Origin of the sequence: Paracoccus aminovorans, assembly GCF_900005615.1 — a bacterium.
Classification (GTDB): domain Bacteria; phylum Pseudomonadota; class Alphaproteobacteria; order Rhodobacterales; family Rhodobacteraceae; genus Paracoccus; species Paracoccus aminovorans.
In genome coordinates this window covers 545,129-568,239 of sequence record NZ_LN832562.1, presented here as the reverse complement: position 1 = coordinate 568,239, position 23,111 = coordinate 545,129, and the positions used below count along the sequence as shown (strand labels likewise).

22 protein-coding genes are annotated in these 23,111 nt (G+C 71.1%); 7 read left to right on the top strand and 15 right to left on the bottom strand.

The features are described from left to right. The first annotated feature begins 40 nt into the window (after window positions 1–40). Window positions 41–343: a hypothetical protein gene (locus JCM7685_RS18645; RefSeq protein WP_074967215.1), complete on the top strand. Its 303-nt coding sequence runs from the start codon at window positions 41–43 to the stop codon at window positions 341–343. Between the two features lie 6 nt (window positions 344–349). Here JCM7685_RS18645 and JCM7685_RS18640 read toward each other — a convergent pair whose 3' ends face one another. The 3 genes from JCM7685_RS18640 to JCM7685_RS18630 all read right to left on the bottom strand — a co-directional run bounded on the left by JCM7685_RS18640 (window position 350) and on the right by JCM7685_RS18630 (window position 2,063). Beyond that, entirely contained in the window at window positions 350–1,099 is a 750-nt protein-coding gene (locus tag JCM7685_RS18640; RefSeq protein WP_074967213.1) for a hypothetical protein, read from the bottom strand. A gap of 34 nt (window positions 1,100–1,133) precedes the next feature. Continuing rightward, window positions 1,134–1,400 (bottom strand): hypothetical protein, encoded by a 267-nt coding sequence (locus JCM7685_RS18635; protein ID WP_074967211.1) that lies wholly within the window; start codon window positions 1,398–1,400, stop codon window positions 1,134–1,136. A 78-nt stretch (window positions 1,401–1,478) separates the two neighbouring features. Next, window positions 1,479–2,063 (bottom strand): cysteine hydrolase family protein, encoded by a 585-nt coding sequence (locus JCM7685_RS18630; RefSeq protein ID WP_074967209.1) that lies wholly within the window; start codon window positions 2,061–2,063, stop codon window positions 1,479–1,481. Window positions 2,064–2,334: 271 nt separating this feature from the next. Here JCM7685_RS18630 and JCM7685_RS18625 point away from each other — a divergent pair, with 271 nt between their 5' ends. Next, the gene (locus JCM7685_RS18625; protein WP_074967207.1) at window positions 2,335–3,420 is read left to right on the top strand and encodes a sensor histidine kinase; all 1,086 of its coding nucleotides are present in this window, start codon (window positions 2,335–2,337) and stop codon (window positions 3,418–3,420) included. Window positions 3,421–3,424: 4 nt separating this feature from the next. Here JCM7685_RS18625 and JCM7685_RS18620 read toward each other — a convergent pair whose 3' ends face one another. Both JCM7685_RS18620 and JCM7685_RS18615 read right to left on the bottom strand, forming a co-directional pair. After that, window positions 3,425–3,922: a superoxide dismutase family protein gene (locus JCM7685_RS18620; protein ID WP_074967205.1), complete on the bottom strand. Its 498-nt coding sequence runs from the start codon at window positions 3,920–3,922 to the stop codon at window positions 3,425–3,427. A gap of 782 nt (window positions 3,923–4,704) precedes the next feature. Further along, the gene (locus JCM7685_RS18615) at window positions 4,705–5,835 is read right to left on the bottom strand and encodes a carboxylate-amine ligase (protein ID WP_074967203.1); all 1,131 of its coding nucleotides are present in this window, start codon (window positions 5,833–5,835) and stop codon (window positions 4,705–4,707) included. A gap of 170 nt (window positions 5,836–6,005) precedes the next feature. Here JCM7685_RS18615 and JCM7685_RS18610 point away from each other — a divergent pair, with 170 nt between their 5' ends. The 3 genes from JCM7685_RS18610 to JCM7685_RS18600 all read left to right on the top strand — a co-directional run bounded on the left by JCM7685_RS18610 (window position 6,006) and on the right by JCM7685_RS18600 (window position 8,623). Next, a complete protein-coding gene (locus tag JCM7685_RS18610; RefSeq protein WP_074967201.1) occupies window positions 6,006–6,482 on the top strand; it encodes an SWFGD domain-containing protein in 477 nt (158 codons plus the stop codon). A gap of 126 nt (window positions 6,483–6,608) precedes the next feature. After that, entirely contained in the window at window positions 6,609–7,358 is a 750-nt protein-coding gene (locus tag JCM7685_RS18605; protein WP_074967199.1) for an alpha/beta hydrolase, read from the top strand. 2 nt (window positions 7,359–7,360) lie between these two features. Beyond that, complete coding sequence (locus JCM7685_RS18600; protein ID WP_074967197.1) at window positions 7,361–8,623, top strand: glycoside hydrolase family 15 protein; 1,263 nt, start codon at window positions 7,361–7,363, stop codon at window positions 8,621–8,623. Here the strand turns inward: JCM7685_RS18600 and JCM7685_RS18595 are convergent. From JCM7685_RS18595 to ssuD, 9 genes are all read right to left on the bottom strand, one after another. Continuing rightward, window positions 8,605–9,855 (bottom strand): glucoamylase family protein, encoded by a 1,251-nt coding sequence (locus tag JCM7685_RS18595; protein WP_074967195.1) that lies wholly within the window; start codon window positions 9,853–9,855, stop codon window positions 8,605–8,607. The genes JCM7685_RS18600 and JCM7685_RS18595 overlap by 19 nt on opposite strands. Next, the gene (locus JCM7685_RS18590; protein ID WP_074967193.1) at window positions 9,843–12,077 is read right to left on the bottom strand and encodes a glycoside hydrolase family 3 N-terminal domain-containing protein; all 2,235 of its coding nucleotides are present in this window, start codon (window positions 12,075–12,077) and stop codon (window positions 9,843–9,845) included. The genes JCM7685_RS18595 and JCM7685_RS18590 overlap by 13 nt, the downstream gene beginning before the upstream one ends. Before the next feature lie 18 nt (window positions 12,078–12,095). Next, window positions 12,096–14,015: an ATP-binding cassette domain-containing protein gene (locus JCM7685_RS18585; RefSeq protein ID WP_074967191.1), complete on the bottom strand. Its 1,920-nt coding sequence runs from the start codon at window positions 14,013–14,015 to the stop codon at window positions 12,096–12,098. A gap of 667 nt (window positions 14,016–14,682) precedes the next feature. After that, entirely contained in the window at window positions 14,683–15,462 is a 780-nt protein-coding gene (locus tag JCM7685_RS18580; RefSeq protein WP_074967189.1) for an ABC transporter ATP-binding protein, read from the bottom strand. Then, the gene (locus JCM7685_RS18575; protein WP_074967187.1) at window positions 15,449–16,267 is read right to left on the bottom strand and encodes an ABC transporter permease subunit; all 819 of its coding nucleotides are present in this window, start codon (window positions 16,265–16,267) and stop codon (window positions 15,449–15,451) included. The genes JCM7685_RS18580 and JCM7685_RS18575 overlap by 14 nt, the downstream gene beginning before the upstream one ends. A gap of 11 nt (window positions 16,268–16,278) precedes the next feature. Next, window positions 16,279–17,244, bottom strand: a complete 966-nt coding sequence (locus JCM7685_RS18570; RefSeq protein ID WP_074967185.1) for an aliphatic sulfonate ABC transporter substrate-binding protein — start codon at window positions 17,242–17,244, stop codon at window positions 16,279–16,281. Between the two features lie 10 nt (window positions 17,245–17,254). Further along, window positions 17,255–17,839, bottom strand: coding sequence for an NAD(P)H-dependent oxidoreductase (locus JCM7685_RS18565; protein WP_074967183.1), 585 nt, complete (start codon window positions 17,837–17,839; stop codon window positions 17,255–17,257). Window positions 17,840–17,869: 30 nt separating this feature from the next. Next, window positions 17,870–19,333, bottom strand: a complete 1,464-nt coding sequence (locus tag JCM7685_RS18560) for an FAD/NAD(P)-binding protein (protein ID WP_074967181.1) — start codon at window positions 19,331–19,333, stop codon at window positions 17,870–17,872. Between the two features lie 4 nt (window positions 19,334–19,337). Then, entirely contained in the window at window positions 19,338–20,525 is a 1,188-nt protein-coding gene (gene ssuD / locus JCM7685_RS18555) for an FMNH2-dependent alkanesulfonate monooxygenase (RefSeq protein WP_074967179.1), read from the bottom strand. Window positions 20,526–20,842: 317 nt separating this feature from the next. Here ssuD and JCM7685_RS18550 point away from each other — a divergent pair, with 317 nt between their 5' ends. Further along, entirely contained in the window at window positions 20,843–21,466 is a 624-nt protein-coding gene (locus JCM7685_RS18550; RefSeq protein ID WP_074967176.1) for a hypothetical protein, read from the top strand. Further along, complete coding sequence (locus JCM7685_RS18545) at window positions 21,463–22,074, top strand: hypothetical protein (protein WP_074967174.1); 612 nt, start codon at window positions 21,463–21,465, stop codon at window positions 22,072–22,074. Before JCM7685_RS18550 ends, JCM7685_RS18545 begins: the two co-directional genes overlap by 4 nt. A gap of 19 nt (window positions 22,075–22,093) precedes the next feature. On the opposite strand, the gene JCM7685_RS18540 is transcribed toward JCM7685_RS18545, so the two are convergent. Continuing rightward, entirely contained in the window at window positions 22,094–23,104 is a 1,011-nt protein-coding gene (locus JCM7685_RS18540) for a hypothetical protein (protein ID WP_074967172.1), read from the bottom strand. Window positions 23,105–23,111: the final 7 nt, after the last annotated feature.

The window sequence follows — 23,111 nt, the reverse complement described above, 5'->3', positions numbered from 1 at the left end:
GGGGCCGCAAGGCCCTCTTTCCCAACGGAAGGACCCGAACATGCCCAGGCCCCGCAAGACCGCCGCGAACCCTCTGAGCCTGCGGGACGATATCGACGCCGGCCGCACCGGGGACAAGGTCTGTTTCCCGGACCCGGCGGCGGCGCCGCTTGGCACCGACGACGAGGCCGCGGGCACGCCGATCAGTCCCGAACAGCTGCATCTGGCGCGGCGGGCGGAACGGGCGCGCGGTAGAGCGTCGCCCGATGCCGAACGGCGGCCGGGCTGGGCCCGAGCCATCGTCCTGGTGCTGGTGCTTGCCGTCCTGCTGGCGGCGGCGCTGGCCTTTGCGCTGCGGCCGTAAGGCGGATCAGTTCGGGCGGGACAGTTTCTGCCGGCACCAGATGCGCTCGATCAGCAGCACCAGAAGCGCGCCGGTTTCACGCTCGCAATCCAGATGCGGCAGCAGGGCGATGGCCTGTTCCATGGCCTGGGCCACCAGATCGTCCGCCAGCGCCTTGTCCTGGACCAGGAAGCGGGCCATCGCCCGCAGCCGCGGCAGCATCTCGGTCACCGTCATGTCGGGCCTGCAGCACAGATCGGCGCGATACAGCGCGGTATGGACCAGCACGGCCGAGGCCAGCGCCTCGGGCCCATCGCTGCGGGGCACGCAGCTGCCATGCGGATAGAGCCCCAAGCCAAGATCGGTTTCGTCGGCGAACATGACGAAGGGAATCCCGGCCGCCTGAAGGCTTTGCGCCAGCGGAGTCGGCTGGCGCAGGTTCAGCACCGCCGCGTCGACCTCCAGCAGCCCCGAGGGGTTCAGGGCCGCAGCCATGACGTCGACGCCGCTGAAGCGGATGCCGGCGCGGTCGTCCTCGGGCCAGAATGCCGAGAAGGTGCAGCGCGCCATCATCGGCGGCAGCGCCGGAGATTGCACATGCGACGCCTGATTCATCAATACCTCGACCCAGGCGCCGGCGTCGCGCAGATAAGCCGCGACCGAGCCGCTTCCCGCGTCTTCCCACAACGCCAGCCGCAGGCCGTGCAGATCCGCATTGCGGTAGAAATGCCCGGTCCCCGCCGGAGAGATGCAGGAGGCGGCTTTCCTGTTCGCCATCGTCGTGGTCCTCGTCAAAGCGGCACTGGCGAACCTATTGCGTCTGGCCGGTGCCCGTCGCGGTGCCGGGGGCGGCGTCGGTTGCAGGTGCGTCGGGCGCGGGTGCGGGGGTCGCATCGGGCGGGGCGGCGATCTCGTCCGCGGGACCGGGGGTCTGGCCCGGGATCTCGGGGTCGTTGGTCTCGTCGCCGAACCACCACAGGAACCCGGCCAGCGCGATCAGCACGACGGCGATGATGCCGATGATCGGCACGAGATGGTGACGCTTCTGCTTTTCGATGTTGGTGCGGGGTGCTGACATGGGAAGCTCCTTGTTTTTGTCGGTGGTCCTCGCCTGCGGCAAGGAGGAAACCCGCCCGGGGCAGGGTTTGTTCCCCCTCTATGCCGCAATCCAGCTCTCCAAGACCTCGGCCAGCGGCGCGGCCTCGATCTGCTGCGAGAACCGCTGGCGATAGAGCGTCATCGCCGCGTCGTGGCCGCGGTCGGTCGAGGAACAGACCGCGTCGCTGACCAGTACCACCCGATAGCCCAGATCCACCGCGCCCAGCACGGTGGCCAGCACGCAGATGTCGGTCTCGCCCCCCGAGATCGCCAGCGCGCTGATCCCGGCGCTGCGCAGGAAGCGGTGCAGGCGGCCGTCGTGCCAGGGCGAATAGACCGGCTTGTCGATCACGCGCGCGGGCGGGACGTGCCGCGCCAGTTCCGGCAGCAGCTCCAGCCATTCCCGGTCCAGGCGCCCGCGCAGCATCTGGGGCCATTCGGCGTAATAGCGCGCCCAGGTGCCGGGCGCGGCGCCCTGGCCCTCCGGGGGGATGAAGCGGGTGAAGACCGTGCGCTCGGGCAGCGCGGCGACCAGGGCCGCGACGGCGGGACGGGTGTTTTCGATCCAGGGCACCGCCCAGGGCGAGCCGGGGGCGAACAGCCGCTGCATGTCGATGCACAGATGCAGCGCCTCTGGCCCCAGCGGGCCGAAATCTCAGGTGGTCTGCCATGATGCCCCTGCGGATGATGGGACGCTTCGATCAGCAACGGGGCGGGCGCGGAATTGTTCCCCCGGGGGCGTCGGCGGACCGATTGGCCCCACCTCCGCCTGCCGGGCGGCCGGCCGCGCTTTTCTTTTGTTTATTGGCGGCTTGCGCGAGAACCGAAAACCGTTTTCCACGTTGCCTTGTGCCGCGCGGTGGCGGATTATGCCGCGGCGGGCGGCAGCCGAGTGGCGAGGGAGAGACACGGGAATGGGTTCGGTTCATTTTCTGGATGGCGGCGGCGAGATGGCCGAAGCCATTCGTGCCCATGACTGGTCCAGCAGCGAAATCGGCCCGCCGGAGAATTGGCCCTCGGCCCTGAAGATCGCGCTTGGCATGGCGCTGAACTCGAAGTTTCCCAAAAGCATCGTCTGGGGGCCGGGGCTGGTCACCTTCTACAACGACGCCTTCCGGCCGATCCTGGGCGACAAGGGCGACGTGCTGGGCCGTTCCTGGGCCGACATCTGGAGCGACGTCTGGCCGCAGATCGGCCCGATCGCCGAACGCGCCTATGCCGGCGAGGCCACCTTCATCGAGGATTTTCCGCTGGTCCTCGACCGCTACGGCTATCCAGAGCCCTGCCATTTCACCTTCTGCTACAGTCCGATCCGGGACGAAAGCGGCGTGGTGCGCGGCATGATCGATACGGTGATCGAGACCACCGGCAAGGTCGAGATGGGCCGGCAGCTGCGGCTGGTGAACGGCGAGCTGGGCCACCGCATCAAGAACACGCTGACGGTGGTCTCGGCCATCGTGAACCAGACGCTGCAAAGCCATGAGGGCGACGAGGCGGGCGACATCCTGCGCCAGCGCATCGGCTCCCTGGCGCAGGCGCAATCGCTGCTGACCGATTCCGGCGTGCTGGACGCCGAGATCGGCCGGGTGGTCCAGCAGGCGCTGCTGCCGTTCCGCACGGGGCAGGGCCGGTTCCACATCGAGGGGCCGCCGATCCGGGTGTCGGCCAAGCAGGCGCTGACCCTGGCGCTGGCGATCAACGAACTGGCGACCAATGCGCTGAAATACGGCGCTCTGTCCGTGCCCGGGGGCGTGGTGGATATCAACTGGACCGGCGGCAAGCCGGGCAGCGAGGATCCGTTCCGCCTGATCTGGACGGAATCGGGGGGGCCGCCGCCCCAACCCGTCGACGGCAAGGGCTTCGGCTCGCTCATCATCGAGGACGTGCTGGCGCAGGACTTCATGGGCGAAAGCGACATGCTGCACGACCCCGCCGGCCTGCGCTGCGAATTGCGCAGCCGGATGGTGCATCTGGGTGCCGGCGAAGGCGAGGGCGGCTAGGCGCCTATTCGATCACCGCGCAGCCCAGCCGGTCGCCGGCGCCGCCGGTGGGCTGGGTCTGGTAGTCGTCGGGTCCCGCATGGATCATCAGGGCCCGGCCCTTGATCGCATTGTCGCCCTCGGCCAGCGTCACCAGCGGATTGAACACCTGCGCCCGCGCGGTGCCCTCGGCATCCACCCAGATATTCGGCATGTCGCCGGCGTGCGGACCGCCTTCGGACAGCACGCCATGCGGCGCGCCCGAGGGGTTGAAATGCCCGCCCGCGGATTCATGGCTGGTGGCGTGGTCGCAAGTGCCGGTTTCGTGGATGTGGAAGGCGACCCACCGGCCTGGCGGCAGACCGGTCACCTCGGTCCCGATCAGCACGCCGCCCGGCGTCGCGGTCAGCGTCGCGGTTCCGGCCTCCTCACCGTTCCTGTCCAGGAAGGTCGCCCGCGCGTCCTCGGCATGGGCGGCAATCGGCAGCAGGGCAAGGCCAAGGACCAGCAATTGGTTGCGCATCGTTGTTCCTCCGGTTTTATGCGTGTCGGGAGGGAACCCGGGGCGGGGCGCATTGTTCCGAGGCGAGGGAAAGCCGCCGTCCGGCACCGGCCGGCAGCCTGCCGAAGACGTCGGTCCTGAAGCCGGCTTCGGGAACACGATTCACCTTCGGCGCGACGGGGGTTGCAGATGCCCGGGCCGGTCGAGGCGAGCGGGTTTCAGCGCCGGGAACCTTGCGGCGCGCCTCCCCGCGGCATCCGCTGCAATTTCTGCGGGTGGTGAAAGAAGCGCCGGCCTGTCTCGATGCCGCGTTCGAGGCACGCTGCGCGGCTTCGTCCGTCCCCTGATTGCGGCGGAGCGGTTGATCCGGTGCAGGCTCGATCCAAAAGACGTCGCAAACGCCTCGAATAGGCCTCGGCGGGACCCAAGACCGTCGGCGGCCTGACGCAGACCGTCTATTGTGGCGTCGAACAGGTCGGCTTCCGCTTCACCGCAACCATGGTCGCCGGCAACGCCGCACGCCGCCCCAAGGCCAAGGGCGAATTGATGATCGAAACCATCATGCCAGGTGCATCAAAGGGTTTGATGCAGAATTCGCTGCAAGCGAGAGCCTTCTCGGCCTGGAGACATTCCAGAGGCCTTCTAGCAGGCTTCTGAAAAATCAGCGTGACGGCGCATTCCGCGCTGGAAACCAGAGAATTTGCCTGGAATCACCCGGAAATGCCCGGTTTCTTTCCGGTTTTCACCGGATCCAGGATAATTTCCGCAACGATGCCCTCTGAAGCGACCGTTTCAGCGGCCCGCTAGAGGCCGCGGCGGAATTCCTCGACCAGCCACATCACCACCTCGCGGAAGGCCTCTTCGGGGCCGGCGCCGCCGGTCAGGGCGGCGGCGTGGACCGCGCGCTGCCGTTCGGCGGCGCTGCCGCGTGCGATCATGTCGCGCAGGCCGGCGACGGCGGCCTGGCTGTCAAGCGCATCGGCGTCCTCGGAGATGGCGGCCAGCCAGTCCTCGGCGATCTCGTCGAAGGGCAGGATGCGATGGGCGCCGAAGTCGATCAGCCCTTCGGTCAGCCCATAGCGCGTCGCCCGCCAGCGGTTCTCGCCCAAAAGGAAATTGTCGTATTGCCGCCAGCGAAGGTTCTTGCGGGACAGCCGCCACAGCATGCGCATGGTCGCCTGCACCAGCGCGACCAGGGTGATGGCGTCGTCGAGCCGCGGGCAGGCGTCGCAGATGCGGGTTTCGAGCGTCGGGAAGCGGACCGAGGGGCGCAGGTCCCACCAGATCTTGCTGCCGTCCTCGATGATGCCGATCTCGGACAGGGCGGCGACCGCGCGCTCGAACTCGGTCCAGCTGCCAAAGCGCGGCGGCAGGCCGGTGCGCGGATAGCCGGCGAAGACCGTGGTGCGATACGAGGCCAGCAGCGTGTCCTCGCCCTGCCAGAACGGGCTGGAGGCCGACAGCGCCAGCAGATGCGGCAGGAACCAGGACAGCTGGTTCATCAGGTCGATGCGCAGGGCCGGGTCTGGCACGCCGACATGGACATGCATGCCGCAGATCAGCATGCGCCGGGACACCCCGCCCATTTCATGGGACAGCTGGTTGTAGCGGTCCTTGTCGGTATGGTCCTGGTCGCGCCAGTCCGCCAGCGGATGGCAGGCGGCCGAGATCGGCGCCAGGCCGAATTCCGCCGCATGGCGCGCGATGCTGCCGCGCAGCGCCGCCAGATGCGCGCGGGCCTGGGTCACGTCGGCGGCGGGGGGCGTGCCGACCTCGATCTGGCAGCGCAGGAATTCGGGGCTGACCTGGTCCTTCAGCTCGGCCTTGCAGGCGGCCATCAGCGCGTCGGGCGCTTCGCGCAGGGCGCCGGTCTCGGCATCGACCAGCAGGTATTCCTCTTCGATGCCCAGGGTGAAAAGCTTTTCCTCCGCCATATTTCCCCCCTCTGGCAACGACGCTGCCAGCACAACGGCAAAGGGCGGCCGATGTTCCCGCGCGCTCTGCCGTCACCTTTCGGGACCCGGCCAGGAACATTCCGGGGCGGCCCCGGTTCTCCGCCCCCAGCCGTCCGCGACGGCTGCGATCCCTGACACAGGAGGATGACATGGCAGATCGCTGGGCAGACCAAGACCGCAATGGCCGCGGCTATGGCGGCCGTGCCTACGGCGCCGACCGCTACGGGCAGGACGACCGCGACCACGACCGGGGCCGCGCCTATGGCGGCGAGCGCGGCTATGGCGATTATGGCCGCGGCGCCTATGGCACGCCCTACGGCGATTATTCCGGCAGGTCGCGCGGCTATGCCGAGGATGACCGCGACGACCGTCGAGGCTATGGCCGGGGGGACGAGGGCGGGGCCTATGGCACCCATCGCCGCCCGCACTGGGACGACCGCGACCCGCGCGATGCGCGGGATCGGGACTGGATGGACCGGGCCGGGGACGAGGTCGCCTCGTGGTTCGGCGACGACGGCGCCGAGCGCCGCCGCCGCCAGGACGCGCTGCGGGACGACGAGGAGGATCGCCGCCGCTATGGCCGCGCCGGGGATCGTCGGCCCGGCCGCTACCGCGACGATTGGTGATCGCGCCAGCGCCGCGCGGCGCCTGACCGGGCGACCCGGGGCAAGGCAGCAAGCCGGGGCCGGAAAATCGCGGCCCCGCTGCGGCGGGCTATTGGAGCCCGCCGCAGGCCGCGCTAGAAACGGGCGATGACACAGCCCTGCGCCCCTTGGACCGATACCGCCCGCCGCATGGAGGCGACGGCTGCGGCCGTCCCCATTCCCGTGGTGGTGGCCGAGCCGGAAGGGCCGCCGAAGGGCACCGTGCTTCTGGTCCATGGCCGCAACGGGGCGCCCGGCCAGCCCCAGATCGCCGAGATCGCCCGCGCCTATCTGGCCCGCGGCTGGCGGGTCGCGGCGCCGGAACTGCCGCATTCGGCGGCCCTGCCCGGGTCGGGCCCACCGGCGCTGATCTCTTTCGCCGGCCATACCGCCGCCGCCGCCGCGACCTGGGCCTGGATCGCCGCGCAATGGCCCGGGGCGCCGCGGGCGCTGGCCGGCCACAGCATCGGCGCCTTCGCCATCGCCCATCTGGCCGCCGCCAGCCCCGATGCGCATCACGTCCTGGCGGTGTCGCCGCCGATGTCGGGCCGGGTGCTGATGGCCGCGCGCGAGGCGATGGGACCGGCGGCGATCGAGGAGGTCCGCTCCGAGGCGCCGGGCTATTTCGAGGAAATGCGGACAGCCGATGCCGAGCCTGCCCTGAATCGCACCGTCGCACCCCTGGCGGTGGTGACCGGGGCGGCGGACGGGCTGGTGCCGCTGAAGGAGGCCCGCGCCTATTTCGCGGCGGCGCCGAATGCGCGCTTCTTCGCGGCGCTGCCGGACGCGCATCATTGCCCCGCCGGGGCGGCCTGCGCCGACATGCTGGCGGCCGCGCTGGCCGCGCTCGGCGCCTGAGCGTGGCGGCGCCCGATCCGGCTTGGATCGCGGCGCAGCGCCTGGCCTCGGCCCGCGCCCTGCGCAGCGCCTGCTCGGCCACGCATCTGACCCGCCGGCGCGAGGGCTTCGGCTGGACCGTGCGGCCGGCGGCGGGCTCGGTCCTGGCCTCGCCGCGGGCGGCGGACTGGAACCCCGAGCCGGACTATTTCCACCATTGGATCCGCGATTCCGCCATCGTGCTGCGCGCGGTGCCGCTGGCGATCCGGGCCGATCCGCCGGCGCGGGGGTTCTGGCGGCGCTTCGTCGGCGACTTCATCGACTTTTCCCTGGCGATTTCCGACCCGGCGCGCCGGGGGCCGGCGGAAAACCCGCTGCGCGCCACCTGCCGGCCCGGCCTCGCCCCATTCCTGCGCCCCGACGCGGAACTGGCGGCGATGGCGGGCGATGCCTGGCTGCAGGAGCCGCGCGTCGCGCCCGACGGCACGCCCGACCTGGAACAGTGGAGCCGGCCGCAGGACGACGGCCCGGCGCTGCGGGCCTCGGCGCTGATGGCGGTTCTGGCGGAACTGCCCGAGGCGGCCGGCACGCTGGCCCATGCGCTGATCGCCCGCGACATCGCCCATGTGCTGCGCGTGGCCGGCCGGCCCTGCATCGGTCCCTGGGAGGAAGAGCCGCCGCGGCGCACCACCTTCACCCTGCTGGCGCAATGGGATGCGCTGGACCGCGCCGGCCATCAGGCCGCTGCCGACCGGCTGGCGGGCCTGATCGAAACCACTGCCGACCCGGCGACCGGCGGCTGGCGCGAAAGCATCGAGGCGCCCGAGGGCGGGCTCGACAGCGCCACCTGCCTGGCCATCCTGCACGCCGGCCGCGACCACGGTCCTTTCGCCCTGACGGCGCCGCGGACCCGGGCCACGGCGGCGGGGCTGGAACGGATCTTTGCCGGGCTCTACCCGATCAACCGCGACCGCGCGGTGCCTGCCATCGGCCGTTTCGCCGGCGATGTCTATTGCGGCGGCAACCCCTGGTATCCGGTGACGCTGGGCTTTGCCGAACTGCGTTACCGCATCGCCGCCCAGACCGGCGAGCGCGACGCCTTCGCCCGCGCCGAGGCCTGGATGGCCCTGATCCAGACGGTGGCACCGGACCCCGGCCCGCTGCCCGAGCAGTTCGACCGCGCCAGCGGCGCCCCGGCCTCTTGCCTCGACCTGGCCTGGTCGGCGGCGGCCTTTCTCGCAGCCGTCGAGGCGCGGGAGGCGGCGGTTCAGGCCATGGGCAGATAGGGCGCGCTGAAACCCAGCGCCCGCAACCCGCGCCGCACCTCGGGCCGGCCCGAGACCAGCCGCCAGATCAGCCCCGAGCGGTGGTTTTCCAACCCGATGACGATGGGCGCCTGGTCGATGGCGAGCCGGCTTTCCGCCACCCAGTCCTGTGCCGGGCAGAAGGCGTCGACGAAGCCGGCCTCGCCCCAGATGCGTTCGCCCAGGACGTCGTGCATGTGGCGCAGCACCGGCATCGCCGCATCGGGCGCGAAGGGAAAGGACGACAGCGCCGCGGTGGGGGTGATGGTGCCGGTGTCCTCGGTCGGGGAATGGGCGACATAGCCCGAGGGGTCGTCGCTGGCGGTCAGCCCCCAAAGCTCGGGGCCGTAGCCCTGCCAGCCATGCGGATTCGCCAGGCAATGGTGGCGGTTGACCAGCGCATGCGCCCGGGCCTGGGCGCCGTAATCGGCATAGGCGTCGCGCAATCCCCTCGGGTCGATGCCCAGGAACGGGTATTGCGACAGGAACAGCGGCCCGCCCCAATCGGGACCCAGCGGCAGCACCGTGCCGCCATAGGCGCGCCCGTTCAGGAAGGTCGGCGTCCGCGCCCAGCTGTCGTGATAGGACGCCGCCGGGATCGGATGGGTGCGCGAGCCGGCGCCGAGGACGAAGACCGGCAGCGCCTCGTTCCAGCCCCGGATCGGCAGGGCGTGGGGCGGCCAGGGCCGGTCCGGGTGGCGGTGCCACATCACCGCACCGTCCTGGCGGAGATGCACCGCCCAGTTCACCGCGTCGAACAGCGCCTGGACGCGGGCGCCGATCGACGGCTCCTTGGCGAAAAACGCCGCCGCGCCCAAGAGGCCCAGCATCAGGAAGGCGGTCTCGACCAGGTCGCCGCCGTCGTCGCCCGCCATGAAGGGCAGCACCCGCCCGGTCGAGCCTTGCAGGAAATGCGGAAAGACGCCGTCGAACCGGTCGGCTGTTTCCAGGAATCCCAGCATGCGGTCCAGCCGGTCCAGGATCTCGCGCCGGGGCCGCCAGCCGCGTTCTGCGGCGACGAGCTGCGCCAAAAGGCCGAAGCCGCTGCCGCCGGTGCAGACGGTTTCCTCGGCGTCATAGCCGAAGGCCCCGGCGCTGCGTTCGCGGGCCATGCCGCTGACCGGGTGGCTCCAGTCGAGGAAGTAAAGCGCCGTCGCCTGCGCCACCCGGTCGCGCAGCGCCGCATCGTCGAGACCACGGATCAGTCCAGCCATGTCAGCTCCACCATCTGGGTATCGCGGCTGTTCGGCCCGACATGCAGCCGCACCAGCCCGGGGTCGCGCACCCATTCGGCGGCGCCGAGCGAGGGGGCGAGCGGATAGCGGAACTGACCGGCGGCGATGCGGAAATGGACCTCGCGGCTTTCGCCGGAGGCCAGCGCCACCTGCGCGAAATCGATCAGCTTGCGCCCCGGGCGGGTGACGCGGGCCACCGGGTCGCTGGCGTAAAGCTGGACGGTCTCGGTGGTGGCGCGGGTGCCGGTGTTGCGGATGGCGATCCGCAACGCGACCGTCTCAGCCGCGCGGGCCGCGTCTTGCGACAGGCGGGGCGGGCCGTAAGCGACCGGCGCATAGCCCAGGCCGAAGCCGAAGGGAAAGCGCGGCGCATCGTCGGGCAGGTCCAGCCAGCCGGTCAGGAACTTGGCGAAACGGCCGGGGTAGGGGCGCCCGGTGGGATCGCCGGCATGGTGCAGCGGCACCTCGCCCGGATGCGCCGGCAGCGTGACCGCCAGCCGGCCCGAGGGTTCCGCCGCGCCGAAGATCAGGTCGGCCACGCCCTCGGGGCCGGCGACGCCGCCATGCCAGGCATAGAGCAGCGCATCCGCCCGGGTGGCGATCTCGCCGATGGCCAGGGGGCGGCCGGCGAAGACCACCACCGCCAGCGGCTTGCCGGTCCCGGCCAGTGCCGCGATCAGCCGGCGCTGGGGGGCGGGCAGGTCCGGCGCCAGCACCGACGAGGATTCGCCGGCGTGCTCCTTGGCCTCGCCCACGGCCGCGATCACCACATCCGCGGCCAGGGCCATCGCGACCGCCTCGGCCAGCAGTTCGGTTTCGTCGCGGGGATCACGGGTGACGGTGACGCCGTGACAGTTCAGGCGTGCTTCCAGCCAGGGCTCGTCGACGACATTCGCGCCCCAGGCGACGGTCGGCGCCTGCCCGGTCAGCGCGGCCATGGCCTCGTGCAGCGGCACCACGTCCTCGGCCCGGCCCGAGACCGCCCAGGTGCCCAGCATGTTGGCCCGGTCGGCGGCGAAGGGGCCGACCAGCGCCACCCGCGACCCGGGCGCCAGCGGCAGCAGCCCCTCGTTCTTCAGCAGCACCGCCGACCGCGCCGCCGCCGACCGCGCCAGCTTGCGGCCCGCCGCGCGCGCGGGCGGCCGCAGGTCCATGCCGCGAAACGGATCGTCCAGCAGCCCCAGCCGGGCCTTGAAGGTCAGCACCCGGCGGCAGGCGCGGTTGACCAGCGCCCGGATGCGGCGGGCGGACAGCGAAAGCCCGGCCTCGGGCGCGTCCAGCCCGCCCTGGGCCAGCGCCGGCAGTTCGCGCAGGTAATCCTCGCCCACCATGTCCATGTCGATGCCGGCATGCAGCGCCCGCGCCACCGCCACGGCGGCCGGCCCCAACCCGTGGGCGACGAGTTCGCGCACGCCGGTATAGTCCGAGACGACCAGCCCGTCGAAGCCGCGACCGCCGCGCAGCCAGCCCTCGACCAGCGGCGCGTTGGCGTGCATCGGCAGCTTGTTTACCGCGTTGAAGGCGGCCATGACGCTGGCCGCACCGGCCTCGATCCCGGCGGCGAAGGGCGGCAGGTAGGTTTCCAGAAGATCCTCCCAGGCCAGCGAGGCATTGTCGTAGTCCCGCCCGCTTTGCGGGGCGCCGTAGGCCACGAAATGCTTGAGGCAGGCGGCGACCCGGCCCGGCGCGGCGGGGTCCGTCCCCTGGAACCCGCGCGTGGCCGCGGCGGCGATGCGCGAGGCCAGCAGCGGGTCCTCGCCCGGGCCCTCGGCCACCCGGCCCCAGCGGGGATCGCGGCTGACGTCGATCATCGGCGCATAGACCTGGTGCAGCCCCTCGGCCGCGGCCTCGGCGGCGGCGAAGGCGGCGGTGTCCTCGATCAGGGCCATGTCCCAGCTGCAGGCCAGCGCGAGGTTCAGCGGGAACACCGTGCGGTGGCCGTGGATCACGTCCTCGGCAAAGAACAGCGGGATGCGCAGTCGCGACCCGGCGAGCGCGCGGTCCTGCATCGCCCGCGCCGTCGCCAGCGACTTGGTGCCGAAGATCGCGCCCACCTGGCCCGCGTCCAGCCGCTGCGACAGCGTGGTCGGCTGCGCCGTGCCGGTGACAAGCCCTTCGCCCGCCGGCAGCAGGTTCAGCTGCCCGATCTTCTCGGCCAGCGTCATGCGCGCCATCAGGCGTTCGACCGCGACCTTTTCCATATGCCCGCCCCTGCGTCCCTATTCCGCCGCATGGCGGATGAAATCCGTTTCGGGCAGCGGAAGCAACCGCCCGACGCCGTCGCGGATATCCAGAATGGCGGAATAGAAGGGCACGCCGTCCGGGTCGTGGGGCGTGACCTCGCCATGCAGGACCGCCAGCACAGCGGTCTGGGGCAGGCATGTGCGCAGGATCATGTGGAACTCGACCGCCGCATCGACGTCCAGCGCCGCCGTCGCCTCGTCCAGCAGCAGCACGTCGGGCCGGGCCAGCAGGATGCGGGCCAGGACCAGGCGCTGCTTCTGCCCGCCCGACAGCACGTTGCGCCAGTTCTTGCCCTGGTACAGATCGTCCTCCAGGCAATGGACGAAGCCGCCCAGCCCGACCCGCGACAGCGCCGAGGCCGCGGCGATGTCGGAGTGCTGCTCGGGGTGGTCGGGATAGGTCACCAGCGCCTTCAGCGACAGCCGGTCGGGCACGTCGGGCTCTTGCCCGGCCAGGAACAGCCGCGCGCCGTCGCGCAGCGTGACGCGGCCGGCGCCATAGGGCCAGATCCCCGCCACGGCCTTCAGCAGGCTGCTCTTGCCGCAGCCGTTCGGCCCGCGGACATGGACGCGGGTGCCGGGATACAGGTGCAGCCTCGGCACCGTCAGGAAGGCCGGCGTGTCGTGGCCGCGGTGGTGCAGCCGCAGATCGTCCAGCGCCAGCACCGGCCCCCTGCCGCTGCGCTGGCGCTGGAAGCGGCTGACGCCGGTCTCGGCATAGAAGTCCTGCCGCGCCCGCACCCGCTCGATGGCGGCGGCGAGTTCGGTCAGGCGCCCGGCATTGGCCTTGAGCGTGGCGATGGCCGGCATCACGTTGATGAACCACGAGACGTCGCCGATCAGTTCGGCCGTCAGCTCGCTGCTGGCGACGAAATCGCGGAAGTTCAGGTTGCCGGCCATATAGGCGGGCAGCGCCGGCAGATAGGCCAGAAGACGCGCGGACAGGAAATTGTAGAGCCCGTTGAACAGCATCATCCCCGAGGACAGCCAGTTCTGCTTGCCCCAGGTCTGGTCCAGCCGGTCGTAGAGGTGGCGGTTGATGCGGCTTTGCGCGCGCTCGCCCCGGGCGGCGGCCATCTGGGCCACCCGGTTCAGCATGCCGCCCCATTCGGCCCGCCAGGCGCCGTCGCGGCGCTGCCGCTGCAGGCTGAGCCGTTCGATGATGCGCCCCAGCTGCCAGGCGATCAGGGTGACCACGGGAACATAAACGGCGACCATCGCCAGGCTGAGCAGGGCCGAGCCATAGGCCCCGGGCGCCAGATCGATGCGTGCGGCCAGCCCCGGACCCAGCCAGGGCGCCAGCGCCGCATTGGCCTGCGCGCCCCAAAGGTCGAGGAAGGGCACGGGCTGGCTGCGTTCGACCAGCGCGGCGAAGACGAACCAGATCGAGGTGACCGCCCCCCACAGCCCCATCGCCAGGCCGATGATGCCGCCATAGAGCGCCCCCGAGCATTCGTCCACGCGCTGGTCGATGGCATCCGGCATCCGCGTCCGGTCGCCGCGTTCCGAGCGGTCGCTCATCAGGTCCAGCGCGATGCGCTCGTCGGCCAGGATCGCGTCGTTGAAGCGGCCGACCAGCCAGCCGCGCGCCCGGCGGTGCAGCGTGGCCGAAACGAAATGCCGCGCCGCCACCCCTGTCAGACGGCCAAGGAAGATCGCCAGATAGGCGCCGGCGGCCAGAAGCACCGTCCGGCCGGGATGCGGGCCAGCGTCGGCGCCGTGGAAATTGGCCAGCGAGGCCAGGAAATCGGCGCTGGCCAGCGCCACCCAGACGCTGGCCTTGCTGAGCAGCGTGGTCATCGCCAGCACGACGGCGGTCAGCAGCCATGCCTCGCGCCAGCGCTCGGAGCGCCAATAGGCGAAGATCAGACCCCAGAAACCACTCAGACGTTCCATCCGCGATGCCTCTTGGATGCCGAGACACGGCCATACTTCCCTGCGGCGGCGCACAGCCGCCCGCAGGCCGAGTTCGGCACATTTTCGTATTTGCTCGGCCGGGCTGCTCGATTCTTTCGCTTGCGGCCGATCCGTAAGAAAAGCGTAGCAAACCTATGCATCGGCGGTAAACCGCCGAGATGGGTCGGCGGGCTGTATTAATCGCTAGGTGCGGCGCTGCCGGCGATTCGATGCGGCGTCCGACGGCGGAAAGGACCGCGGGCCTGGTCGGGGCGGCTGCGGGGCATCGGCGCCGCAGACGGGCGGGGGCAAGCGGGCCATGCGCCGCCAACCTGGCGGAAGGATTGCAGAAATCGGTGGGGAGGGCGTCGCCGGCATGGCGCGGCGCTCATCGGGTCTGCCGCGCAGGATCGCCCCGGTGATGGGGATCGCGGTGGTGCGCTGCGCTGCCGCGGCTGTTGCGCCCGCGACGCAGTCGCGCCCGAAACCGTGCGGATCGCGGCATCTTAATCACCTTTCAACTTCTCGTGCCCGCGCCCGGCCGCCAGTGCCGCCGCGGGAATGCCGAGGCCGGGCGAAGGACGCGGCTTTCCCGCTGCCGCATCCGACCCGGATCGCGCCGGCGTTCCGTCGCGCCGACCTGGACAGGACGGACGGCAGCACCGCCTCAGGCGGCGAAGATCGCGTCGAGGATGCCGGCCTCGATCGCCGCCAGTTCGGCGCTGCTGCGCCCGGCGGGTCCCGCGCGGGGGATCGAGGTCTCTTGCAGGATGCCGCCTTGGCCCAGCACGATGATGCGGTCCGACAGCGCCACCGCTTCGGCCACGTCATGGGTGACCAGGATCGCGGTGAAGCCGGCGCGGTCGTGCATGTCGCGGATCAGCCGCTGCATGGTCAGCCGGGTCAGCGCGTCCAGCGCCCCCAGCGGCTCGTCCAGCAGCAGCAGCGCCGGATGGCTGACCAGTGCCCGGGCCAGCGCGGCGCGCTGGCGCTGGCCGCCCGACAGCTGCGCCGGCCAGGCGTCCGCCTTGTCCGCCAGCTGCACCGAGCCCAGGGCCTCGGCCACCGCCTTGGGATCCGGGCCGCTGCGCAGGCCCACGGCGACATTCCGGGCCACCGAGGCCCAGGGCAGCAGGCGCGGCTCCTGGAACATGATGCGCAGCCGGCCTCCCGCCGCATGGGCCGCGATGCCGTCCACGGTGACGCGGCCCGAACTGGGCCGGTCCAGCCCGGCGATCATTCGCAGCAGCGTGGACTTGCCGCAGCCGCTCTTGCCGACGATGGACAGGAACTCGCCCGGCCGCACGGCGAGGTCCAGATTGGCCAGCACCCGGTTGCCGGCGAAGCTGCGGCCCAGGGCGCGGGCCTCGACCGCGGCGCCGCCGGCGCCGGCGCGCCGCCGGGGCGGAACCGGGATGTCCCGGGGCAGAAGGTCAGCGACCGGCATAGGCGGGGCTCCATTTCAGGGCGCGGCGTTCCAGCGCGCGGGTCAGGGCGTCGGCCAGCTTGCCGAGCGCGGCGTAAAGCAGGATCGCCAGCACCACGACGTCCAACACCATGAATTCGCGCGCCTGCATCGCCATGTAGCCCAGCCCGGACGAGGCCGAGAGCGTTTCGGCGACGATCAGCGTCAGCCACATGATGCCCAGGCCATAGCGCAGCCCGACGAAGATCGAGGGCAGCGCGCCGGGCAGCACCACGCGGCGGAACAGGGTGCGGCCGTTCATGCCATAGGCGCGGCCCATCTCGATCAGTTGCGGATCGACGTTGCGGATGCCGTGCAGCGTGTTCAGGTAGATCGGAAAGAACACGCCGAGCGCGACCAGGAACAGCTTGGCGCCCTCGCCGATGCCGAACCACAGGATCACCAGCGGGATCAGCGCCAGATGCGGGATGTTGCGGATCATCTGCAGGCTCGAGTCGGTCAGCGTCTCGCTGAGGCGCGAGACGCCGTTGGCGACGCCCAGCAGGAAGCCGATGCCGCCGCCGATGGCCAGCCCGGCCAGCGCCCGCGCCGCCGAGACGCCCAGATGGGCGAAGAGCTCGCCCGAGGAGAGCATCCGCAGCGCCGTCGCCAGGATGGCCGAGGGCCGCGGCATCACCGTGTCCCGCATCAGCCCGCTGGCGCCGGCAACCTCCCACAGCAACAGCAGCGCGGCGGGCACGGCATAGGGCAGCAGGCCGCGGGGCGACGGCAGGGCCGGGCGCCAGCTGGTGCGGCGCTGGCCTTTCAGGGTTTCGACAAGGCTCATGCGTTTCTCCTTCAGCTGGCGGTTTGCGGGGTCCAGACCACCGATGCGATGTCGAGCCGGCGCGGGATGATGCCGAGCGCGAAGAACTGGTCTGCAACGTCCTGCTCATAGGCGACGTGCCTGGGCTCGACGAAGCCGACCAGACCCAGGTCGCTGCCCTTGCGGGTCAGGAAGCGCTCCATGACCGAGGCCGGCAGTCCGGTTGCCTTGGCCAGGATGCGGATGGTGGCGGGCAGGTCGGCCTGGCCCTTGCGTCCCGTCGCCTGCACCGTCTCGACCAGCCGGGCGACCAGTTCGGGGTTGTCCTTGGCGTAGTCGCCGTTCGCGGAATAGAAGCTGAATTCCGGTTCCAGCCGCTCGGTGGTGATCAGCACGCGGGTGTTCGGCCGTTCCTGGGCGGCGGCGAAATAGGGGTCCCAGATCGTCCAGGCCCCGACGGCGCCGGCATCGAAGGCGGCGATGGCGTCGGGTGGCGCCAGATCCTGCGGGGTGATGTCGTCCAGCGTCAGCCCGGCGGTGGCCAGCAGCTTGATCGTTGCGTAATGTGCCGAGCTGCCGCGCTTGAAGGCGATGGTCTGGCCCTTGAGGTCGGCCACGCTCTGCAGCGGCGAATCCTTCGGCACCAGGATGGCATGACCTTCGCGCGAGCCCTGGCTTGCGCCGACGAAGACCAGGTTGCCCCGGGCGGCATGGGCGAAGATCGGCGGCACGTTTCCGGTATAGCCAAAGTCGAGCGCATTGGCCGACAGCGCCTCGAGCAGCGGCGGGCCCGAGGTGAATTCGGACCAGCTGATGCTGATGCCCTGGTCGGCCAGGGCCTCCTCGAAGGCGCCTGCGCCCTTGACCAGGCCGAGGAGCCCGCCCTTTTGCCAGCCGACGCGCAGCGTCCGGGCCGGGGCGGCGCGCAGGATGGAGGGCGTGGCCAGCGCGGCCAGGCCCAGACCCAGGGCGGCGCGGCGCGAGAATGCGATGGTCATGGAGAACCTCTCAGAAGGCTTGCAGCAGCGACGGGCGCCTGGCGGCCGGCTGCGGGGTGGCATGGGGGGAAAGAAAGGGCGCGAACTGGCCCACCGCTCGTTCCAGCCGGGCATGGGTGGCGTCGTCCGCCAGCGTGCCGCCGACGAATTCGCGGTCGGCGACATAGACGCCGGTGGCCAGCGCCTGCGCCTCGAAGAAGGCGAAGAGCGGGCGCAGCTGATGCTCGATCACCAGCGCGTGGCGGTCGCCGCCGCCGGTCGCGGCCAGAAGCACCGGCTTGCCGGCCAGCATGTCGGGATCGAAGAGGTCGAAGACATGTTTGAAGAGGCCGGCGTAGCTGCCCTTGTGCACCGGGCTGGCGACCACCAGCGCATCGGCGCGAATGAGCGCGGTCAGATGCACCAGCGCATCGGGGTCGAGGTCGCCCAGGTGCCGGGCATGGCCCAGCGAGGGACCCAGATCGGCAAGGTCGAAGACATGGCCGATGGCGCCGAAACGGTCGGCGGCCAGATCGACCGCGGCCTCGACCAGGGCGCGGCTGCGCGAGGGTGCGGAAAAGCTGCCGGCAAAGCCGGTGATGGTCAGGCTGGTCATGGTCGATGTCCTTTGTGTTCCGTGAGGAGGTCAGGGCCGCGAATGGGCCTCCGGCCGCGTGACATGGAGCGGGCCTCCGGTCCTGCCGGGGTGCAGGATCGGCGCCGGCATGGCGCGGCGGGCGATCTCGCGCGCGATATCGCGGGTCTGCGCGGCACATTCCGGCGCCCCTGTCAGTTCGCCCAGGTGGCCGCGGGCCAGGGGACCGGCGATCAGGATGCGCTCGCTGACGCTGCCCCGCGCGTCCAGCGCCTTGCAGCCTTGGGTGGTGGCAAGGCCCAGACCCAGCGGGCAGGGCGCGATCAGCCCCAGCCCCGCCAGCGCGCCGAGCGCCGGGTTCGCCGCGATGCATCGATCCTGCGCCGGACCGGTGGTGACGATCACGCGGTCGAAGCGCGCCTGCACCGGTTCGGACCGGCCGCGCGGGCGCCAGCGGACGTCGAGGCCGCCGTCGCGCCTGTCGGCGGCCAACAGATGGCCGGCGAGGAACTGCAGCCGGCCCTGGTCGGCCAGCCGCGCCTGCACCGCCTCGGCCTGGGGCGCCAGGCGATAGCGGTGCACGTCCCACCACACCCGCAGGTGGCGCAGGAAGCGCCGCCGCGCCGGCTGGTCCAGCGCCGCCCAGATCTGCGGCGCCTGGGCGCGAAGCCGCCAGAAGGTCGCCTGCCAGCCCTGGCCGCGCGCCTGGTCGTCGACGACGGCATGGCGCACCCGCCGCAGCAGGTCGGAAACGCCGCGCAGGGGCGGGTCGATGAAATCGGCCTCGCTGTCCTGGCCGCCGTCGCCCTGGCCGCGCGCCCGCAATCCGCGCCGGGACAGGCAGGCGATCTGGCCCCGGTGCCCCTGGCGGTCCAGGGTGGCGATGACGTCCGCCGCGCCGAGGCCGGCGCCCAGGATCAGCACCCGCGCGTCCTGCGGCACCGAGGCCAGCGCCTGGGCATCGTCGGGACCGGCGACCAGGGTCGCCGAGCCGGCCAGCCCGGCCAGCGGCCGGGGCAGGGCGGGCGCGGGATGGCCGGTCGCCAGCACCAGCAAATCGGCATGGATGCGGCTTTCGTCCGACAGCATCAACAGCAGCCCGTCGTCGGCGCCGCGGGCGATGTCGCTGACCCGCGCCCGGATGTGGCGGATCGCGCCCGAGGCCAGATGCGGTGCCAGCCGGTCGGCGACATAGCGCCCGAACACTGCCCGTTGCACGTAAAGATCGCCGTTGGCCGCAGCCGCCTGCGGGTCCGCGGCGCCCGGGTTCGCCGCCAGCCAGTCGCCGAAATCGGCGCGGTTTTCCGGGTCGATCGACATCCGATGCGCCGGCACGTTCAGCCGGTGCGCCGGGTCGGTCGCGGAATAGGCCAGGCCCCGGCCCAGTTCGGCGCGCGGCTCGACCACGGTGATGCGGGCCGGAAGCCGCAGCCGCGCCAGCTGCCAGGCCAGCGCGGCGCCGGTGAAGCCGCCGCCCAGAATCACCACGCGCAGGGGATGGTGGATCGCGTTCATCGCCCTATCCTCCGGCAACGGCGAGACGCGGCCCGGACGCGGCGGGACGATGGTCGTTGCCCACCGTCTCGCCGAAGGGGCCCATGTTGACGGCCGCGACCTGCCGGGGCAGGGCGTGGTCCAGCGGCAGCAGCGGCAGCACCCGCTCGCCGAAGCTGTAGGCCTCTTCCAGATGCGGATAGCCCGACAGGATGAAGGTATCGACACCGATGCGGCGGTATTCGTCGATGCGATCGGCCACGGTATCCGGGTCGCCGACCAGCGCCGTGCCGGCGCCGCCGCGCACCAGGCCGACGCCGGCCCAGAGGTTCGGGCTGATCTCCAACCTGTCGCGGCGCCCGCCGTGCAGCACGGCCATGCGCGCCTGGCCGACCGAATCCATCCGGGCGAAGGTTTCCTGCGCCTTGGCGATGGTGGCGTCGTCCAGGTGGCTGATCAGCCGCTCGGCCGCCTGCCAGGCCTCGGCCTGGGTGTCGCGGACGATGACATGCAGGCGGATGCCGAAGCCGACCTCGCGGCCCTCGGCCCCGGCCAGCCGGCGGATGCCCTCGATCTTGTCGCGCACCTGCGCCGGAGGCTCGCCCCAGGTCAGGTATTTGTCGACATGCCGCGCGGCGACGCCGCCTGCGGCCGAGGACGAGCCGCCGAAATACAGCGGCGGGCCGTTCGGCTGCAGGGGCGGGAACAGCAGCTTGCCGTCCTCGATCTTCAGGTGCTTGCCGGCGTGGTTCACGGTCTGACCCGCCAGAAGCGCCTTGTAGACGCCCAGGAACTCCTCGGTCACCTCGTAGCGCGCGGCATGGTCCAGGTGGATGCCGTCGCCGGCGTTCTCGACCGGATCGCCGCCGGTGACGACGTTGACCATCAGCCGCCCGTTCGACAGCCGGTCCAGCGTCGCCGTCATCCGCGCCGCCAGCGTCGGCGATTGCAGCCCCGGCCGCACGGCGACCAGGAAGCGCAGCTTCTCGGTCTGCGAGGCCAGCGCGGCCGCGGTCACCCAGCTGTCCTCGCAACTGCGTCCGGTCGGCAGCAGCACCCCGTAATAGCCCAGCGAATCGGCGGCCTGCGCCACCTGTCGCAGATAGGCCAGATTCACCGCCCGGCCGCCTTCCGCGGTGCCGAGATAGCGGCTGTCGCCATGCGTGGGCAGAAACCACAGAACCCTGATCTTGTCGGGGGCCGAGATGCTCATGTGTCGATCCTTCCTTGCCTGGGCGGCGCGGCAGCCGGCCGCGCCCTTCATCCCCGATAAGAAAACACCAAAACACGATTGAGTATATAGTGATAAAGCCGAGAGAGGAAATTCAGGCGGGATTCTGCGCAATCCGGGGCGAAATCGGAAAATTTTTCTCTCGCAAGGCCGAAGGACCGTAAGCGGGTTCCGATCTCGTCTTGCCCGGCGGCGGTCCGCGGGAGTCCCTGCGGATGGCGCCCGGCGAACACGGGAACTTGATCGCAGAGCGGCCGGCTGGAATAGTGCGCGGGATCAACCGCCAGGGAACTGCCAGCATGAAACCCTTCCTGCCGCTCCGCCCGCTTGCGCTCGCCCTGGCGCTCGGCCCGGCCCCTGGCTGGGCGCAGGGGGTCGATCTGGTCGCGCTGATGGCCCAGATCGACAAGAGCAGCGGCCAGTACGAGCAGCTGATCGGCATCCTGCAGGGCAGCGATTCCAACCGGGCGCTGGCCGCCTTCGACGCCATGCTGCGCAGCGGGGACAAGACCCTGACCGAGGTCGCGCTGGAGGCGGGGCTGTCGGCCACCGACTCGCGGCTGCGCGCCCGCGCCCTGTGGGAGGCGCTGTCGCACAAGAGCGCGCTGAGCATCGTTTTCGACGAGGGCAGCCTGGACGAAACCCGCAAGCAGGCGCTGATCGAATGGAGCGGCCAGGTCGTCACCCTGCCGCTTTATGCCGCCTTCGCGGACCGGCAATGTCTTAACCTGTCGAACAGCAGGGAATGCGTGCCCGACAAATCCGTCTCGGTCGCCGGCCTGGGCGTCGACATCCGCTTCGACGGCTATCGCACCTATGGGCTGAACGCGCAGTTCAGCCTGGACGAATCCGGCACCCTGGTCGGGCTGGTCACCAATCCGAACAGCAATGCCACCTTTCCAGCAAGGATCGTATTCCGATGAAGACAGCCCTCGCCTGCCTGTTTCTTGCCATGACCCTTGTCCCGGCCGCCGCGCAGGTCGCCCTGGACGAGGCCGACAGCGTGATGGACGGCCGCCAGAAGGAACTGGCCGCGTTCCAGGAGCGGCTGAACGACCCCGACCCCGACCGCGCGCTGGCGGTGCTGAAGCTGCTGATCACCAAGGGCGATGCCGAGCAGCGCCGGATGGCGCTGCGGCATGGGCTGCAAAGCACCGATTCCGCGGTCCGGGCGACGACCCTGCGCGCGGTGCTGGATTCCTATCCGACGCTGGTGATGAAGATCGTGCCGGTCGAGAAAGAGGTGAACGTCTATTACACGCGCGAGATTCTGGGCAACGCCGGGGTGCTGGGCGCGGACAACAGCGCCGAGGTGCTGCGCAAGCTGACCGGTTATGACGAAAAGGAAGAATGCTGGACCATCTACGCGGGTGCCAATGCCCGCTGCTTCGCCCGCATCCGGGGCGAGGTGGTCAGCCTGTTCTTCGGCGACAGCTGGGGCAACTACACCCTGAACGGCGAGGGCGCGCTGGCGGGGCAGCAGACCGTGCAGCAGCATCTGACCAACGTCACGGTGGACCTGAACGAGTGAAGCCGACGGCGGGGCTGGGTCAGTCGATCACGATGCGGTCGATGCGCAGCGGCGAGCCGCCGCCCCAGGTCGACAGAATGCGGATGCGCAGCACCCGGGCGTAGCGTTCGCCCACCTGGTTGTCGTAGATGCCGTCCGGCGACATGTCGCGGGCCGGCATCCGGTTCGGGCGCCGGCCGACGCTGTCCGAAGTGTCGGTGATGATCTCGATCCGCTTCGGGACGGCCGTGTCGGGACCCGGCGCCGACAGGATGCGCACCCGCCGCAGCCGGTCGGCATCGGTCAGCCGCAGCTCCAGCGTCAGCACCTCGCCGGGGGCCAGCGGCGCGACATAGGCGCCGGCCCCGGCCGCCATGCCCTGCGGGTCCTGGCTGCCGGGCAGGGGATGGGCCGACCAGGACAGCACCTGGAAGGCCTTGCCCTGCGCTTCGGCGCCCGGCTGCGGCGGTGCCGCGGCCTCGGCCGCCGGCATCTCGCCCATGAAGCGCGACAGCAGCGTCACCACCTCGTCCATGCGGATCGCCCAGACCGCATCGCTGCTTTCGGCCTCCAGCACCATGGCGACCGGCTGTTTCTGGTCGAAGACGACCGCGCCGCTGGTGCCGCCGAACAGGTCCGGCGCCTCGCCGGGGGCCGGGACCAGCCGCAGCTGGCGAAAGTTCATCTCGTGCAGCAGGACCCGGCGGCCTTCGGTCGCCTGTTGCCGCGCCCGCTCGACGATCAGCATCTGGCCCACTTCCAGCCGGCCGGTCAGCCGCTGCGGCAGGCGCGACCAGTCGTCGCCGCAATCGCGGGCGATGCCGCCGCGCACCAGGGCCAGCGAGACGTCCGCGCCGCCGGGCGCGACATAGACCACGTCCGCGGTGCCGATCTCGCCCCCGCCCGGCGCCGCCACGCGGACGCCCTGGCGCAGCGGGCCGTGGACATGGCTGGGCAGCACCAGGAAGCAGTTGCCGCGGTGGTGAAACAGCAGGCCCGAGCCCGCGCCGTCCTCGACCCCCACGACGCGGGCGCCCGCCGCCGACGCCAAGACTAGG